This window comes from Jutongia sp. (assembly GCF_057878315.1).
On record NZ_DBLXSO010000009.1, the window covers coordinates 38,162 to 54,109 of the forward strand.

Below are 15,948 nucleotides of genomic sequence, written 5' to 3' on the forward strand. Positions count from 1 at the left end.
ATACGGTAAAAAGCTGCCGTGAAAGCATATCTTAAAAGTAAAAAGCTTCGGTCATTCTCAGAGATGAAAGACCGAAGCTTTTTAGTATCTTTTGGTAAATTTTTGATGATATAATAACTCCAAAATCCAGCTGCTTTGCAGCTGTCGCGCACTGCGCTTTAAGATTTTGTCGTTCACAAATTCTGCGCAAGCCAACAAGCTCCCTTGCGTTGCAAATTTGTGATACAATGACTGTATAGAGGAAAAGAATTAACGGATCTTTCTCTGATTACAGACGTTTCGTTTTAATTTTTACAATATTAGACTTTTTGCCGTACCAGCGGTTGCCAAAGGCATCGGTAACATATGGTCTTACCTGAATATAATAGGTGGTCTTGTAATAACCATAATAATCAATATCCAGTTTTTTGACAGCATTAAATTCCGCAGAAGATGCATCGGACATATTTTTTTTGCGGGAAATCTTAACCAGATACTTTTCTGCATTTTTGGCGCGTTTTCCTAATTTAATGTATTTGATAATGTGTTTTCTGGAAAGCTTTGCTTTTTGTATCTTTGTTTTGCCGGAAATATTATAGTTTTTGCGGCTCAGACGGAAGGTATAGTCTTTATTAGAAGCTCCCCAGCTATCCGTGATCTTTAGATAATAGGTTCCCTTTTTGAGAAGCGAGGTGACATCCTGTGTGGTTTCTGTCTGAAGAAGAGATGTTTCGTTGCCGCTTGCATCCACGAGTGTCAGATTCCATTTTCCGGTATTTGATATGTCAACCGGTCCGAAATGGATCGTCACTTTGCCGGCGGCAGGATTGGTAAAGCTATAATAATCCACATCATCTGCGGAGGAGTTGATGACGCCACAGTAATCGGTGTTATAAGCAATGCTGTCGGCATTGGCAGCACTGTCATTTGGCTCGCTTTCGAAGGTGACTGATGGTGTAAATGATGCTGTTAAGGTGTAAAGCTGACGGTCATCGCCATAGTTTGCCGTAAGCTTGATATAAAGTATAGTTCTAGGGGCAAAGCCGTATTTGATCGTATTGATCGAAGAACCATTGTATTTGCCGTATACTTTGCCGGATGCGTCCTGAATGGTCATTGTCCATCCGCCTTTCTCGGCAATGTCCGGATGAACCAGTGAAAAGGTAACATAGCCGGCGGCAGCCGGAGTTTCCAGCTTGAACCAGTCGCTGCCTTCGTTTTCTACCATACCATTCATCGGACTGTCACAGGCTAACGGTGTGGCAGTCTCCTGATTATCATTTTCTTCCCGTTCCCAGTTGGGATCGGCAGTCTGGGTGACGACAAGCTCATAGGCTTGTTTGCTGGAACCATAGCTGTCGCTTAGATCAATATAATAGGTTTTGCCTTTGACACAGGGCCATTTATGTGAGGTGATAGAATCTCCATACATGGTTTCGTAGACATAGCTTCTGTCCTTGTTTCGCAGAACCATACACCAGCGACCGGTTTGTGTAATATCTTTGTGTTTGATATTGATTGTAAAGTAGCCGTCCTCCGTGGACTGGAAGGTGTAATATTTGATATTGTCCCCGGTAATGTCAGTGACAGGGGTGTTTACCGGAAGGGTTTCTGCAGTTGTGAATTCCTGGGCCTGTACATCTTTTGGTACAGATGGCTGGCAAAGAAATGCCTCTGTGATCATGAAAGTGATAGCAGTGAACACGGATAACCATGTTTTTCTGGAAAATAAATGTCTCTTTTTCATAATTTCCTCCATTTCGCCATTCAGGCAGTTATTTTCTTTGTTTTCTACATTATACCAGTCGGATCAGACGTGTTTTAAACGAACTGACCGATGATGAAACGGGGGGGAAGAAAAGGGGGATACTTTCATTTTGACAGAGAACGGGAAAGATATTATCATAGACATAACAGATTATACAGGAATGGAGAAAGTGATGAAAATACGAAAGCATTACAGGAATAAATTTTGGATATGGGCGCTTACTGTAGCGCTGGTGATCGGAAGTCTGGGTGGTGCCGGAGGTGCGGGAAGAGTAAACGGCATTCCAACGGCAAAGGCAGCAGTTACGATGCTGCAGAGCAGTGACGGACAATGGAAATACCGCAAATTGACGGAAGATAAGCTGGTACTGACAAAGTATCTGGGAGAAAAGGTCGAGAATACAGTGAACATTCCGCAGACAGTGGACGGAATGACGGTAATGGCACTGGATACTTATGGAGAGGATGATTTCTGGCAGTCTTCTGCAGGACTGCAGAGTGTTGTGATTCCGGACAGCGTGACAAGAATTGGAGAAGCGGTGTTTCAAAACTGCAGGGATCTTCAGCGGGTGACGCTGGGGAATGCAGTAAAACGTCTGGGCACTTCGGCGTTTTCGGGATGCATCAGTCTGGACAGCATTGATCTTAAAAATGCCGAATACATTGGGGCAAATGCATTTGCAATGTGTTCCTCATTGACGGAAATAGATATGAACGGCAGTGTAAAGAGCGTCGGTGCGTATGCATTTGTTAATTGCAATAACCTTGTTAAGGTAACTGATTCTGCAAATGTAGTACATTATGGAGAGGGCGTCTTTTTTGGAACAGGGATAAAGAATATGAAACTTTGTGCCTCGATTACAAAGCTTCCCGATATGATGTTTCAGGATTGTGCATCTCTGGAATCAGTCGAGCTTGTCAGTTCGGATTTGCAAGAGGTTGGGGAATTTGCATTTATGGACTGTACATCGCTGACAACGGTGACAGGACTTGATCGTGTGACGAAGAAAATAGGCAAATATGCATTCTGTGGCTGTACCGGATTAGGGACACTTGCAGACGCGCAGGATGGACTTGTGGGAACATTGATATCAGAGAAGATTGGGGAATTTGCATTTTATGAGACAGCCATTACAGAGCTTACTCTACAGTCTGCGGGAGTGATGACAATTGATCCGTATGCATTTCAGAAAAGTGCACTGACGAAGGTTCATTTTCTTTCGCCGGTGAATATCGGGGATGAGGCATTTGCAGACTGTACCAATCTGGTGACGCTGGAAGCTTTGGAGGAATGTTATCAGAAAAGCGGCAGTCATTCTTTTCGGAATACGCCATGGGTGACACAGAAATATGAGAATGGTCTGGCGATACTGGATCATGCGATTGTTGATACGCAGGATGACTATTCCTTTGGAAATCTGACAATCCCGGAGAGTGTAAACAGGATCACGGACTGTGCGTTTCAGGATAATACAACACTGACGTCCGTTGTGATGCCGGACGGCGTAACACAGATCGGAGATGAAGCGTTTGAGGGCTGCGATTTATTGGTACAGGTGGAATTTGCGGATACGGATACAGAGATTGGTAAAAGGGCATTTGATGGAACGAAATGGCTTGCTGATCTGACCGATAAATGGGACAGTGGGTTATTGATCATTAATGATACGGTTCTGGTAGATTGCAGTACGGATATGGCAGGAGAGGTAGTGATTCCTCAGAAGGTGAGAAGAATAGAGGAAAATGCTTTTGCACACTGCAGGAATATTACCTCCATTTCCTTCGCAGAGGGAAGTCTGCTTCATAATGTGGATGAGCAGGCATTTTATAACTGTACTTCTCTGGAGTCCATCGCATTTCCGGATCGTGAGATCTGTGTGGAAATTCCAGATGAGGATTCAGAAAATAAAAGTGTATTTTATGGCTGCAGTGCATTGCAGCAACTGACAATCCCGGAAGAGATGGAGCCAAGTCGGTCGCTGACGGCGGACATGCTTGGTAATCTTTTTGAAAAATGTGATTCGCTCAAGACGCTGACAATTCATTCGAATGCGTTTATGCCGGAGGGAAAGGGAAAGAAATCGACGGTCTGCGGTGTGGAAAATATTATTTTGGGGGAGAAGATTACAGGCGTGCCGGACTATGCATTTTCGGAGTGCTCTTCTCTGAAAACACTGCAGTATTCGGAAAATCTGACACAGATAGGAGACTATGCTTTTGACAGTAACTGTGAATGGGTGACAAACAGCAGCGAAAGTCAGGGCTGCATCAGTGTCAGTGATACGCTGGCGGCAGTGAATGAGGACAAGCTGCCGGAGCAGATCCGGGAGGAGAACATATGGAATCTGTATCTGTATGGTGTGACACGGATTTCCTCCGGTGCATTTGGCTCAGAGGAGGCAGAGTGCATTATACGGATCAGCGTGGATGTAATCTATATCGGACCGGGGGCGTTTAAGCCGGGAACACTGATCGTGGCAGAGCCGGGCAGCTATGCAGCAAAATGGGCAGAAGAAAATGGATATGACTGGGTGACACCAAAGGATATGGGAAGCAGTTATTTTCCGTTTTACTGGGGACCGGATCGGATGCAGACGCCATCACCGGAGCCAACTGCATCGGCAGCAGTGCCGACGAGTGTACCGCAGACAAGCACACCGGTACAGGAGACGGCATTACCACAGGGGACAGCGGTTGCCGGAATAAAGACAGTGGCAGTCAGCGGTGTTAAAGTTTCCGACTGCAAAGTTATGGGAAAGAAAGCATATATTTCCGCACTTCGGATTACCTGGAAGAAAGCGGAAGAGGGGGAGTATCTGATTTATCGTTCTACGCAGAAAAGGACAGGTTATGTTCTGATAAAAAGCACATCTGCTACTAATTATGTGGACCGTCAGGTCAAAAAGGGAAATGTTTATTTTTATAAGGTTAAGGCGGGAAATGATTCGCTGGAACAGCCGAATCCGCTGTCTGCTCCGGTCAGAGCCGTTGTTGCCCGCAAGCTGATGAAGCCGGAGATGGCATTGACGGAAAAGGGTACAAATTATGTGATTTCTCTTAAGAAGGCAGAGGGAACCAGATATGAATTTCAACTGAAGTTGAAAGGCTTTCATGGTGGAAAATGGTTTAGTCGTAAACGATACCAGGGGAATATTCGTAAAAAGATTATAATGAAAAGAAATTCAGGTGGTACCGCACAGTTTCGGATGCGGATACGGACGAGTATGAAGGTAAAAGGAAAGTGGCAGAAGAGTTCATGGTCCAAAACAGTTTCGTATTCCTCCGGAAAGAAAAATGCCTGAACAAAAACAGGTCAGATGGAGGCAGCATGAACGGACAGAAGCGTTGTTATAATTGTATGAGGATTCTTGAAGAAGAGAAACATCAGGAGATTTGTCCTTGGTGTGGATTTGAGGAGAAGAAATATATTGCGGGCGGACAATGTCTGCCGCCGGGAACGACTCTGTTAAACGGAAGATATCTGATTGGCAGAAAGCTTAGTCAGGGCGGATTTGGAATTACCTACATAGGATGGGATAATGCCCTTGAGCACAAGGTAGCAGTCAAAGAATATTATCCGTCGGAGTTTGTAGAGCGGGACACGACCAAGTCTTACAGCGTATCGGTTCGAAAGCAGAGTGATCTGGTAAGCAGGGAGCGGGATAATTTTGTAAAAGAAGCCAGAATTCTGTATTCTCTTTCTTCCTGCCCGGGAATTGTACATATCGAAAATATCATTGAAAATGAGAATGATACATCCTATCTGATCATGGAACTGCTGGAGGGTGTGACGTTGAAGCAGTACAGAGATGAACATCGGAATCAACAGCTTGATCCCAAGGAGGCACTGGAGCTAATGAAGCCGGTGATACGGTCTATGCAGGAAGTCCATAAAATGGGACTGTTGCATAGAGATATCAGCCCGGATAATATTATGCTATGCAATGATCTTGAGGTGAAGCTTCTGGACTTTGGAGCGGCGAGAAGTCAGGATAGTACGCAGTTTACCACGATTATGAAGACGGATTTTTCGCCGCCGGAGCAAAGATACCGCAAGCCGGGGGAGGGGGAACGCAGCAAGGCGCTTAAGCAGCAGGGACCATGGACAGATGTGTATGCGGTATGTGCAACTCTCTATTACCTGATCGCCGGAAAAGCAGCACAGTCGTCACAGGGAAGAGTGTGCAGTTTGTTAGAGACCGGGGAGGATTCGCTGACGCCGTTGTCTGTATGGAATGAAGATGTGACACCGGAGCTGGAGAGGGCAGTCAGCCATGGGATGGTATTGAAGATTCAGAAAAGGACGGCATCCATGGAGGAATTATACCGCGATTTATATGAGTGTCCACAAAATGGGACAACTGAAGAAGCTGTAGAAGAAAAGGCACATCGATGGAAATGGATGGCAGGGATATTTTTGGCAGGACTTTGTATGGTTGGTATCGTTCTGGCTGGAATATATATGAGATCATCGAAAACATCAGTCGCGGGAAAGTTGGAGGATATCCGGAAGGAGAAGCCGGTAGAAACGATCAAATCTAAGTCCAAAACATACCGGATGATCCGAGTGGAGGGGATGAAACGAAAGGAAGCGGCTGGTGCACTGCAGCAGCTCGCAGACTCCTCTCTAGAAATTATCTGGAAAAGAAAATACAGCTCAACTGTAAAGAAGGGAGAAATTCTGTCTCAGAGCATTGCGCCGGGGACGGAGTGGGAGGCTGGATCTCTCGGGAAGCTGACAATTTACGTCAGCCGGGGAAGAAAATATTGTCGTGTTCCGGTCGTCCGGGGCGAGGCGGAGCAGGAGGCACGCCGATTGCTTAAAAAGGCAAAGCTTCGGATCTGTGTCATGAAGGAGTATCATGAAACCGTACCGGAGGGGCTTGTAGTGGAGCAGTCGGTGAAGGCTGGACGCCGTGTCAAAAAGAACACAAAGATTACGGTGATCGTGAGTAAGGGCAGTAATCCAGCGGCAGGACAGTCAGAGTTGAATAATAGTACAAAGACGATCAGAGGATCCCGAAACGGACAAAATAAAGTGGTGCCACCGATGTAGAGGTGCATGTGGCAAAAGAAACAGTGAGCGGAGTGTGGATAGAGATAAAGGATGGAAGATGTCATGACAGAGATTTCGAAAATATTAATGGAGGAATTAAATCGCTGTAGCAGGGATGAAGAGCTTCTGGATTTTTTGCATTATTATGAATCAAAGCAGAGAAACTGGAAGGAATTTATGCAGGAGCAGTTGTTTGATCTGGAGCTTTCTTATGAAAAGTTTGGAAAACGCTGTGGCTTCAGCAAAAACACAATCCGGAGCTGGTGTGTGGACGGTGTGCTTCCGCGAAGCAGAGAGCATTTTATTAAACTTGGCTTCGGACTGGATATGAATGAAGAGCAGTTGAATCGGCTTCTGCAGGATTATGGTGGCTATGCGTCATTGTACGCAAAGGATGTCTATGATGCAATCTGTATTTATGTGATCCGGCAGAGAAAGGAGCATCCCGGGGATGAGGCGTATTCGTATCCGGCATTAGTGCATTACCGGGAAAGGTATGAAGCGATGTGTCAGGGGCATAGCTTTGATCAGGAGTATCGTGACAGGGTGACTACCGGAGTGATGCATGAGAAGCTTCTCTTGATTGCGGATGAGTGGGAATTTGATGCATTTATGACAGAGCATATGGATATTTTCCGGGGAACACATTCAAAGCTCATTGACTATATGGAAAATTACATTAAAATGCGTGGAGGTGCACGGTATGAGGGAGAGGAAGCGCAGAGTCTTCATCAGTTAGCCAGAAGATTTGAGAAGCCACAGGGCTTTGAGGTGGCGTACTCAAAGTTAAAGCGTCATGGAATTTTACCGGAACGGAATATGCTGATTGATTTTGGAATAGGAATGACAATGACACTGGCAGAGATCAATCAGCTTCTGGAGTTGGCACAGATGCGTCCTCTGGACGTCAGAAATCGTTACGAATGCATTATGATCTATTTGTTTCACAATCATGAGAATGCAAATCCAATGCTGTCTCTGGACAATGCATACAGCATGAAGGAGGTCACGCAGAATCCGGAAATACTTAAGCGCTGTGAGGAGATTATTACATATTTCTATCAAATGGAGGAAGAGGGGATACTCGAGGAGGAGGGCGATGACGACAAGAGTCTTCGAACCTTATACGAGGATTACCGGGAAAGATACGGGAAATTTTAGACGGCAGAAAATACCGGTCTTGCAGGATGCTCAAAGCGTTGAGGATAAAACATTTTTTGTGAATGAACAGGAAAGAAAAAGGGTTCTGTGTGAATGAAGCTTCATTCACACAGAACCCTTTGGTTTATCAGGCTTTATTATTACAGAGTAGCAAGTGTCTGATAATCATCCTTCAGATCATCGTACAGCTTCTTGTAAAGCTGATGGAACTTGTCGTACTCCTTGGTAGCAGCTGCGTCCGGATGACATTCCTTCTCAGGATCCGTATGGATCATCTTGCGGCATGCTGCCTCAACGCTGTCATAGATACCTGCACCGACACCGGCAAGGATTGCAACACCAAGTGCAGGTCCTTCGGTAGCGGTTACGGTCTTAACGTCACAGCCGAACATATCTGCCATCATCTGACGCTGTACGCCGTTCTTGGCGCCACCGCCACATGCCATCATCTCGGTAACGTTGATACCCATCTCGCGGATGATATCGTTACAGTCGGTCAGAGAGTAGCTGATACCCTCCATAACGGCACGAGCCATGTCAGCAGTTGTGTGCATGCTGGAAAGACCGAAGAATACACCACGGCAGTTTGCATCCAGATGCGGAGTACGCTCGCCATTCAGATATGGGAGATAGATCAGACGGTTCGCACCGATCGGTGTCTTTAATACGTCTGCATTGATCAGATCAAATGCACCACAGCCCTGCTCCTTTGCCTTGCGTGCATACTCTGTTCCGATGTTGTCCTGGAACCATGCCAGAGAATATCCGGCTGCCTGGGTAACACCCATAACATGCCATGCACCCGGAACTGCGCAACAGAAGGTATGTACACGTCCCTTTGGATCGATGGAGATATCGCTGGAATGTGCAAATACAACGCCGCTGGTACCGATCGTGGTAAATGCCTTGCCATCCTCAACAACGCCTGTTCCAACTGCTGCAGCGGCATTATCGCCGGCACCGCCGACTACAACTGTAGAAGTAGAAAGACCTGTCTTTGCTGCGATCTCCGGAAGGATGGTACCTGTTACCTCAGGAGACTCATATACCTTTGCCAAAAGGCTCTTGTCAATGTCGAGCTTTTCGAGAACCTCATCAGACCACTGACGCTTTGGTACGTCAAGAAGCTGCATACCGGAAGCATCGGAAACCTCTGTTGCGAACTCGCCGGTCAGAATGTAGCGGACATAATCCTTTGGAAGGAGGATGTGCTTACATTTTGCATAATTCTCAGGCTCATGATTGCGAACCCAGAGAATCTTGGATGCGGTGAAGCCGGTCAGAGCAGGGTTTGCTGTGATCTCGATCAGACGCTTTGCACCAACCTTCTCGGTGATCTCCTCGCATTCCTTCTCGGTACGCTGATCGCACCAGATAATGGAAGGACGGATAACCTCACCGGCCTCGTCAAGCATAACAAGTCCGTGCATCTGTCCGGAAATACCAAGACCCTTGATGTCGTCAGCGGCTACGCCGGAATCTTTGACAACCTTTGCGATTGTCTCCAGTGCAGCGTCACGCCAGTCTTCCGGCTTCTGCTCTGCCCATCCGTTGTTTGGAGTGTAGAGTGGATAATCCTTGCCGGCAGAGGCGATCACGGTACCTTCCTCATCAAAGAGAACTGTCTTGGTAGAGGAAGTACCTAAATCAATACCAATTAAATAATTCATAGATAATATCCTTTCTTACTGTAAGTGATGAAAATGAACTTAGGAATAATGTCCCAATGGTTCATATCCGTTTCATAGAAAAGAGCGGCGGCATCGTGCCGCCGCTCTGGCATATAGAAGCGGCAGAGATGATCCTGTCAGCTTCTTAAGTGTCAGTTTAATCCGGTTGTTCTTATGAGAATGGATTCTCTGTCTTGTACAGAACACCCTTTGGCTGATTGTAGCCGATCTCCTCTACATCAACACCGATGTATTTGAATACCTCATAGAGCTGCTTTCCGAAGTGACCGAAAGCAACAGCACCATGATGAGGGAAGTTCTTCTCGATCAGTACGTGACGGTAGAAACGACCCATCTCGTTGATCGCGAAAATACCGATCGCACCGAAGGAACGTGTTGCAACAGGGAGAACCTCTCCGTTCGCAATGTAAGCACGAAGCTTTGCATCGGCAGTGCTCTGCAGACGGAAGAATGTGATATCGCCAGGAACGATATCTCCCTCGAGAGTACCGTTTGTTACCTCTACCGGAAGAGAACGAGCCATGATCATCTGGTTCTTCATCTCGCAGAAGGAAAGCTTTGTAGATGCTGTATTTCCACAGTGGAAGCCCATGAAGATATCCTTCTGTGTATAATCGAACTTGCCCTTGATCTCCTCGTTGTAGATGTCTGCAGGAACGGTATTGTTGATATCAAGCAGTGTAACAGTATCATCGCTGACAACGGTACCGATGAACTCGCTGAGTGCTCCGTAGATATCTACCTCACAGGATACAGGAATGCCTCTCTTGGTAAGACGGCTGTTAACGTAGCAAGGTACGCATCCGAACTGTGTCTGGAATGCCGGCCAGCACTTTCCTGCCAGTGCAACGAACTTACGATATCCTCTGTGCTCCTCGATCCAGTCAAGAAGAGTGATCTCGTACTGTGCAAGCTTGTTTAAGATCTCAGGCTTCTTGTTGCCGGCACCAAGCTCTTCCTCCATATCCTTAACAACATCAGGGATACGTGGATCATCTGCATGCTTGTTGAATGCCTCGAACAGGTCAAGCTCAGAGTTCTCCTCGATCTCTACGCCGAGGTTGTAAAGCTGTTTGATCGGTGCATTACATGCAAGGAAGTTCAGTGGACGTGGACCAAAGCTGATGATCTTCAGGTTGTTAAGAGCATATACAGCCTTTGCGATTGGAAGGAACTCATGGATCATATCAGCACATTCCTCTGCAGTTCCAACCGGATAATCAGGGATGTAAGCCTTTACGTTACGAAGCTTTAAATTGTAGCTTGCGTTGAGCATACCACAGTATGCATCACCTCTGCCCTGGATCAGTCCGCCGTTTGCGGAAGTCTCCTCAGCAGCAGCTACGAACATCTTAGGACCATCGAAGTGCTTTGCAAGAAGTGTCTCAGCGATCTCAGGACCGAAGTTACCAAGGTATACACAGAGAGCGTTACAGCCGGCTTTCTTGATGTCCTCAAGAGCCTGAACCATGTGGATCTCACTCTCTACGATACAGATCGGACACTCATAAATGTCCTCTGCGTCATATTTAGCAGCGTATGCTTTTACAAGGTTTTCTCTTCTTGTTACAGAGAGCGACTCCGGGAAACAGTCCCTGCTCACTGCAACAATACCGATTTTCATTTTTGGCATGTTTTCCATTGTTGTTATCATCCTTTCTTTTCTTGTATATAAATCGTGAATAACATTGCTTTCGGCAATGTTCCTTCTTGAGGTTTTTTTTCACCTCACATAGTTTTATTTTATTACATTTTATCACTATTTGCAATCAAAGTTTTGCAAACATTCTGCAAACATTTTGGAATATCTGCCTGTCCCATACATATATTGAAAAAGAATGGAGGATGAGATATGGGACAGAGAGATCAGGTACTTCGTGTGCTGGCAAAGGATCTGCGCCGTTACATGGAAAAGCTGGACATTGATTACCGGCTTCTTCAGGAAATACGCATCCGGGCAGATGCGCCGCTTATGGTGGTATATCATGGAAAAGAATATTTTGTCGGCCGCAGCGGCTGTCTGACCACGGATCCGGAGGCACCGGTCATGGCAGAGCGGCAGGATGTGAAGGAGACGATGGAGCGCATCAGCAATTATTCGATGTATGCCTTTGAGGAAGAACTCAAGCAGGGATTTATCACGATACAGGGCGGTCATCGCGTCGGCGTGGCGGGGAAAATTGTGTTGGAAAAGGATCAGGTGAAGAATCTGCGTTACATATCATTTATCAATATCCGGCTGGCACACCAGCTGTTAGGGTGCGGGGACAGAGTACTTCCGTATCTGATCAACGGGGAGAGCATTTATCATACGCTTATCATATCACCGCCGCGCTGTGGGAAGACAACGCTGCTGCGTGATTTGATACGACAGCTGTCGAACGGCAGTGCGAAAAGGCATGGCATGAATGTGGGCGTGGTCGATGAGCGATCGGAGCTCGGAGCCTGTTATCAGGGGACACCGCAGAATGATCTGGGCTATCGTACGGACATTCTCGACTGCTGCCCCAAAAAGGAAGGAATGATGATGCTGGTGCGTTCCATGTCGCCCAACGTGATCGCAGTGGATGAGATTGGATCAAAGGAGGATGTGGAGGCACTGGAATATGTGATGAACTGCGGTGTGAAGATATTAGCAACCGTGCATGGAAAAAGCATGGAGGAGATCCGCAAAAAACCGATTCTTGGCAGGCTGGTACAGGAGAAGGTATTTCAGCGGTATGTGCTTTTGTCTGCCAGTCAGATCGGCAGGGTAGATGCTATTTTCGATGAGCGTGGGACGTATCTGGCACATCCGTGTGGGGATGTGCAGGAAGGAGGAGAGGCATGAATCTGCTGCGGATGATCCTGAAAATGACTGGAGGCGCAATGGTGTTTGCCGGAGGCAGCGGTTTTGGTCTTTGGCTTGCCGGCAAACGAAAAAGAAGGATCGAGATCCTGCGGGAGCTTGCGCAGGTGCTGATCCTTCTGTATGGGGAAGTGGAGTATGCGGCGGTAGATATGGTGGAGATCTTTCAGAAGCTTTCCGGAAAGACATGCTATTTCCGGGGATTTTTCGGGAATATGTATGAAGGACTTTTGCGGGCGGAGGATGTGAGCCTGCAGGAGCTGTGGGAAAACGGGATCATGGCAGATAAAACGGCAGGCATGCTGGACAGAGAGGACGTCATGCTTTGGAGAGAGATCGGAATGCATCTGGGAACACTTGACCGGCAGACACAGCTTCAGACGTTACATGTGCTGCAGGACAGGCTGGGAAGGAGTATACAGGATGCCGAGACAGAGTATCAGTCGCAGGCGAAGGTATATCGGCTGGTGGGGATCACAGGAGGGATATTCACTGCGATACTACTCTTGTAGAATGAGAGGAGAAGATGGATGAGTATAAATTTGATATTTCGGATCGCAGCAGTCGGAATTCTTGTATCTGTTCTGGGACAGGTGCTCAAGCATGCGGGCAGAGAGGAGCAGGCATTTCTTGTCAGTCTGTCCGGACTGATCCTAGTGCTTTTGTGGGTGATCCCTTATATATTGGAGTTGTTCCGGTCGATACAGGAGCTGTTTACCTTGTAGCCGGACAGAATGGAGAGGCACAATGGAAAAGATTATTATGATCGGCATCATGGCGGTGTTTTTGGCAATCCCGCTCAAAAAGGACAAAGCAGAATTCGGCATGCTTCTGATCCTGACAGCGTGTCTGCTGATCAGCTTTCTGGCGTTGGGACGGATCGGCGAGCTGCTCCGGTATCTTAAGTCTCTGCAAAAGTATCTTGGCGGTGGAAGTATATATATGAAGGTTCTGTTCAAGATGATCGCTGTGACATATATGGCGGAGCTTGGAGCGAATCTGTGCCGGGATGCCGGTTACAGTGCCGTGGCGGGGCAGATCGAATTTTATGGGAAACTGATGCTTCTGGCGGTCAGCATTCCGGTGTTAGCAGCGCTTTTTGAGGTGCTGATCCGGTTTGTGCCGTCCGGCCTGTGAGGGAGGTGATGAGGTGAGTGGAACTAAGGAAGGTGCCGGGCTTTATGACAGTCTGGCGAATGAACTGTCGTATGACCAGATACAGCAGATGATGGATCAGCTTCTGGGAGAAGAAAGCTTCGGCTTTGCGGACATGGTACAAAGCATGATCCGGAATGGAAAAGCGGACACGGTGGGGGATTTACTGCATTCGTTCCGGAAAATTGTGCTTTCTTCCTTTAGCAGTGACCGCAAAATGTTTGTTTCGCTGATCGCTGTGGCGCTGGTGGGAGCGGTGTTTTCAAACTTCTCCAAGGTGCTTCACGGCAAGGAGGTGGCAGGAACCGCATTTTATATTGTATATCTGTTATTTTTTTCAATCCTGGCAACTTCGTTTCTGCAGATCGCGCAGCTTGCCGGGCAGACGATGGAGAACCTGCTTGCGTTTGTGAAGGTATTGATCCCGGCTTTTTTTATCAGTCTGTCCTTCACGCAGGGGGGCGTTGCAGCAGGGGCGTATTATGAGTTCGCGCTTGCGATGATCATGGTGGTCAACTGGCTTTTGGCGGGACTTGCCCTGCCGGCAGTCCATCTTTACTTTTTCCTGCAGGTTGTCAACCAGCTTTCGGGGGAGGACATGTTTTCCAAGATGGCAGATCTGATCCGGGACGGCGTCCGCTTCGGCGTGAAGGCGGTGTTTGGCCTGATGATGGGGATGAATGTCATACAGGGGCTGATCATTCCGGTGAGTGCCGAGGTCAAAAACATGACGATGGTGCGGTTGTCAAGCTCGATACCGGGTGTAGGCAATTCGGTGGGGAATGTTTTGCAGACCGTTTTGTGTGCCGGTAAGCTCGTCAAAAACGCCGTGGGTGTGGCAGGTGTGATTGCCGTGTTTTTCCTTTGTGCGGTGCCGTTATTGCAGATGATCGTGAGCCGGGTTCTTTTTCAGATTGCGGCGGCAGTGGTGCAGCCGGTGTCGGACAAAAGGCTGATCCGTGGACTTTCCGGAGCCGTTCGGGCGGTGGATCTGTACATATATACAGTTGGTGTCGGGGCACTGCTATTTATCTCATCGATCGCGATGATCAGTGCCTTCACCACATAACATAGAAAGGCGGTAACAATGCTGCAGCAGATGATCCGGAATATTCTGGTATATGTGATCATGATCAATATTTTACAGGGACTTGTGTCCAGCGAAAGCTTCCGGGGGATTTTCCGGTTTGTCGGAGGAATGATACTGATCGTTTTATGCATCAGTCCGGTACTGTCCAATATTTCGGACGCGGATATGATCGGAAAATATCTGCAGGAGCAGTTGTTTCAGGGAGAATTGGATCAGTTGAAGCAGGAGACGGCACTGGCACAGGGAAATATGGAAAATGTGATGCTTGACGAGTGCCGCAAAGAGCTGGAGCGGCAACTGACACAGATTGCCGGACAGCAGGGGGAGGAGAATGTTCAGGCTTCTGTGTCCCTGAAAAAGGACAGTGATGGAATGCTGAAGCTGAAAAAGGTTACGATGATCCTTCCGGAAAATGCCGTGCAGACCACGGCAAAGGGTGACGAAAAATCGATCCATGTGGAGGATATTGTGATCGACGGAGGCAGTCAGAGCGGGGAGACGGATTCCGGGACAAGAAAGCTGAAACAGACAATCTGTGAAAAATATGAGCTTCCGGGAAAGAAGGTGATTGTATGGAGAAAAAGTGGAGAAAATTAATAGAGAGCCTGCGCCGTCAGGAAAAGCAGCAGGGAGGAAAAAAGGAGCCGGATGTGTCAAAGCTCATCATTCTTTTTCTGGCGGGAGTCTTTCTTTTACTTCTGTCGCTGCCAACAGGAAGCCTGTCCGAAAAAAAGGACAGTACGCAAAAAGGGACAGACAAAAAGCGGTCACAGAGCACCGTGCAGGAAACGGCGGTTTCGGCGATGGAGGAATATGCCGGAAAGCAGGAACGGGAGCTGGAAAAAGTATTGTCGAAGGTCAAGGGGATCGGTGATGTTGACGTGATGGTAACGATCGCTTCCTCGGAGGAAAAACGCACCCTCAAGCAGGAGGATTCCAGTAACAGCAGCACCAACGAATCGGACAGCACCGGTGGCAGCCGGACGCAGAGTGAGAGCAGCACGAAGACGGAGCCGGTATTAGTGGGGGAGGAAGGAAAAGAACCTTATATCATACAGATTGCATCCCCGCAGATCGAGGGCGTTCTTGTTGTGGCACAGGGGGCAGGAAGCGGAGCAATGGATTCTGAAATTATTGCAGCAGTAGAGGCATTATTTCCTATAGAATCACATAAGATTAAAGTAATGAAAATGAGGTAGTC

13 protein-coding genes are annotated in these 15,948 nt (G+C 47.4%); 10 read left to right on the forward strand and 3 right to left on the reverse strand.

Annotation, left to right across the window (positions count from 1 at the left end; all coding sequences use genetic code 11):
- Positions 1-268 precede the first annotated feature (268 nt).
- Complete coding sequence (locus ACZLMD_RS03450; protein ID WP_482522882.1) at positions 269-1,726, reverse strand: T9SS type A sorting domain-containing protein; 1,458 nt, start codon at positions 1,724-1,726, stop codon at positions 269-271.
- Positions 1,727-1,919: 193 nt separating this feature from the next.
- Between ACZLMD_RS03450 and ACZLMD_RS03455 the strand changes: the two genes are divergently transcribed.
- The 3 genes from ACZLMD_RS03455 to ACZLMD_RS03465 all read left to right on the forward strand — a co-directional run bounded on the left by ACZLMD_RS03455 (position 1,920) and on the right by ACZLMD_RS03465 (position 7,963).
- Positions 1,920-5,048 carry a leucine-rich repeat domain-containing protein gene (locus tag ACZLMD_RS03455; protein WP_482522226.1) on the forward strand — a complete coding sequence of 1,043 codons (3,129 nt, stop codon included), beginning with the start codon at positions 1,920-1,922 and terminating at the stop codon, positions 5,046-5,048.
- A gap of 26 nt (positions 5,049-5,074) precedes the next feature.
- A complete protein-coding gene (locus tag ACZLMD_RS03460; protein ID WP_482522883.1) occupies positions 5,075-6,802 on the forward strand; it encodes a protein kinase domain-containing protein in 1,728 nt (575 codons plus the stop codon).
- A 63-nt stretch (positions 6,803-6,865) separates the two neighbouring features.
- Positions 6,866-7,963, forward strand: a complete 1,098-nt coding sequence (locus tag ACZLMD_RS03465) for a hypothetical protein (protein ID WP_243100581.1) — start codon at positions 6,866-6,868, stop codon at positions 7,961-7,963.
- Between the two features lie 140 nt (positions 7,964-8,103).
- Here ACZLMD_RS03465 and xylB read toward each other — a convergent pair whose 3' ends face one another.
- Together xylB and ACZLMD_RS03475 are read right to left on the reverse strand one after the other, a co-directional pair.
- Entirely contained in the window at positions 8,104-9,633 is a 1,530-nt protein-coding gene (gene xylB, locus ACZLMD_RS03470; RefSeq protein WP_484109031.1) for a xylulokinase, read from the reverse strand.
- Positions 9,634-9,805: 172 nt separating this feature from the next.
- Entirely contained in the window at positions 9,806-11,296 is a 1,491-nt protein-coding gene (locus tag ACZLMD_RS03475; protein WP_118560049.1) for an L-fucose/L-arabinose isomerase family protein, read from the reverse strand.
- Between the two features lie 210 nt (positions 11,297-11,506).
- On the opposite strand from ACZLMD_RS03475, the gene spoIIIAA reads away from it, so the two are divergent.
- The 7 genes from spoIIIAA to ACZLMD_RS03510 are packed head-to-tail and all read left to right on the forward strand — an operon-like array spanning position 11,507 to position 15,946.
- Complete coding sequence (gene spoIIIAA / locus ACZLMD_RS03480) at positions 11,507-12,484, forward strand: stage III sporulation protein AA (protein WP_022307217.1); 978 nt, start codon at positions 11,507-11,509, stop codon at positions 12,482-12,484.
- Positions 12,481-13,014 carry a stage III sporulation protein AB gene (locus ACZLMD_RS03485; RefSeq protein ID WP_118560047.1) on the forward strand — a complete coding sequence of 178 codons (534 nt, stop codon included), beginning with the start codon at positions 12,481-12,483 and terminating at the stop codon, positions 13,012-13,014. The genes spoIIIAA and ACZLMD_RS03485 overlap by 4 nt, the downstream gene beginning before the upstream one ends.
- Before the next feature lie 18 nt (positions 13,015-13,032).
- Positions 13,033-13,227, forward strand: a complete 195-nt coding sequence (gene spoIIIAC / locus ACZLMD_RS03490) for a stage III sporulation protein AC (protein WP_022307215.1) — start codon at positions 13,033-13,035, stop codon at positions 13,225-13,227.
- 22 nt (positions 13,228-13,249) lie between these two features.
- Positions 13,250-13,639, forward strand: coding sequence for a SpoIIIAC/SpoIIIAD family protein (locus ACZLMD_RS03495; RefSeq protein WP_022307214.1), 390 nt, complete (start codon positions 13,250-13,252; stop codon positions 13,637-13,639).
- Between the two features lie 13 nt (positions 13,640-13,652).
- Positions 13,653-14,726: a stage III sporulation protein AE gene (locus tag ACZLMD_RS03500; RefSeq protein ID WP_489495123.1), complete on the forward strand. Its 1,074-nt coding sequence runs from the start codon at positions 13,653-13,655 to the stop codon at positions 14,724-14,726.
- An 18-nt stretch (positions 14,727-14,744) separates the two neighbouring features.
- On the forward strand, positions 14,745-15,344 hold the full coding sequence (locus ACZLMD_RS03505; protein ID WP_484109028.1) for a stage III sporulation protein AF: 600 nt from the start codon (positions 14,745-14,747) through the stop codon (positions 15,342-15,344).
- Positions 15,320-15,946 carry a hypothetical protein gene (locus tag ACZLMD_RS03510; protein ID WP_489495124.1) on the forward strand — a complete coding sequence of 209 codons (627 nt, stop codon included), beginning with the start codon at positions 15,320-15,322 and terminating at the stop codon, positions 15,944-15,946. The genes ACZLMD_RS03505 and ACZLMD_RS03510 overlap by 25 nt, the downstream gene beginning before the upstream one ends.
- Positions 15,947-15,948 lie beyond the last annotated feature (2 nt).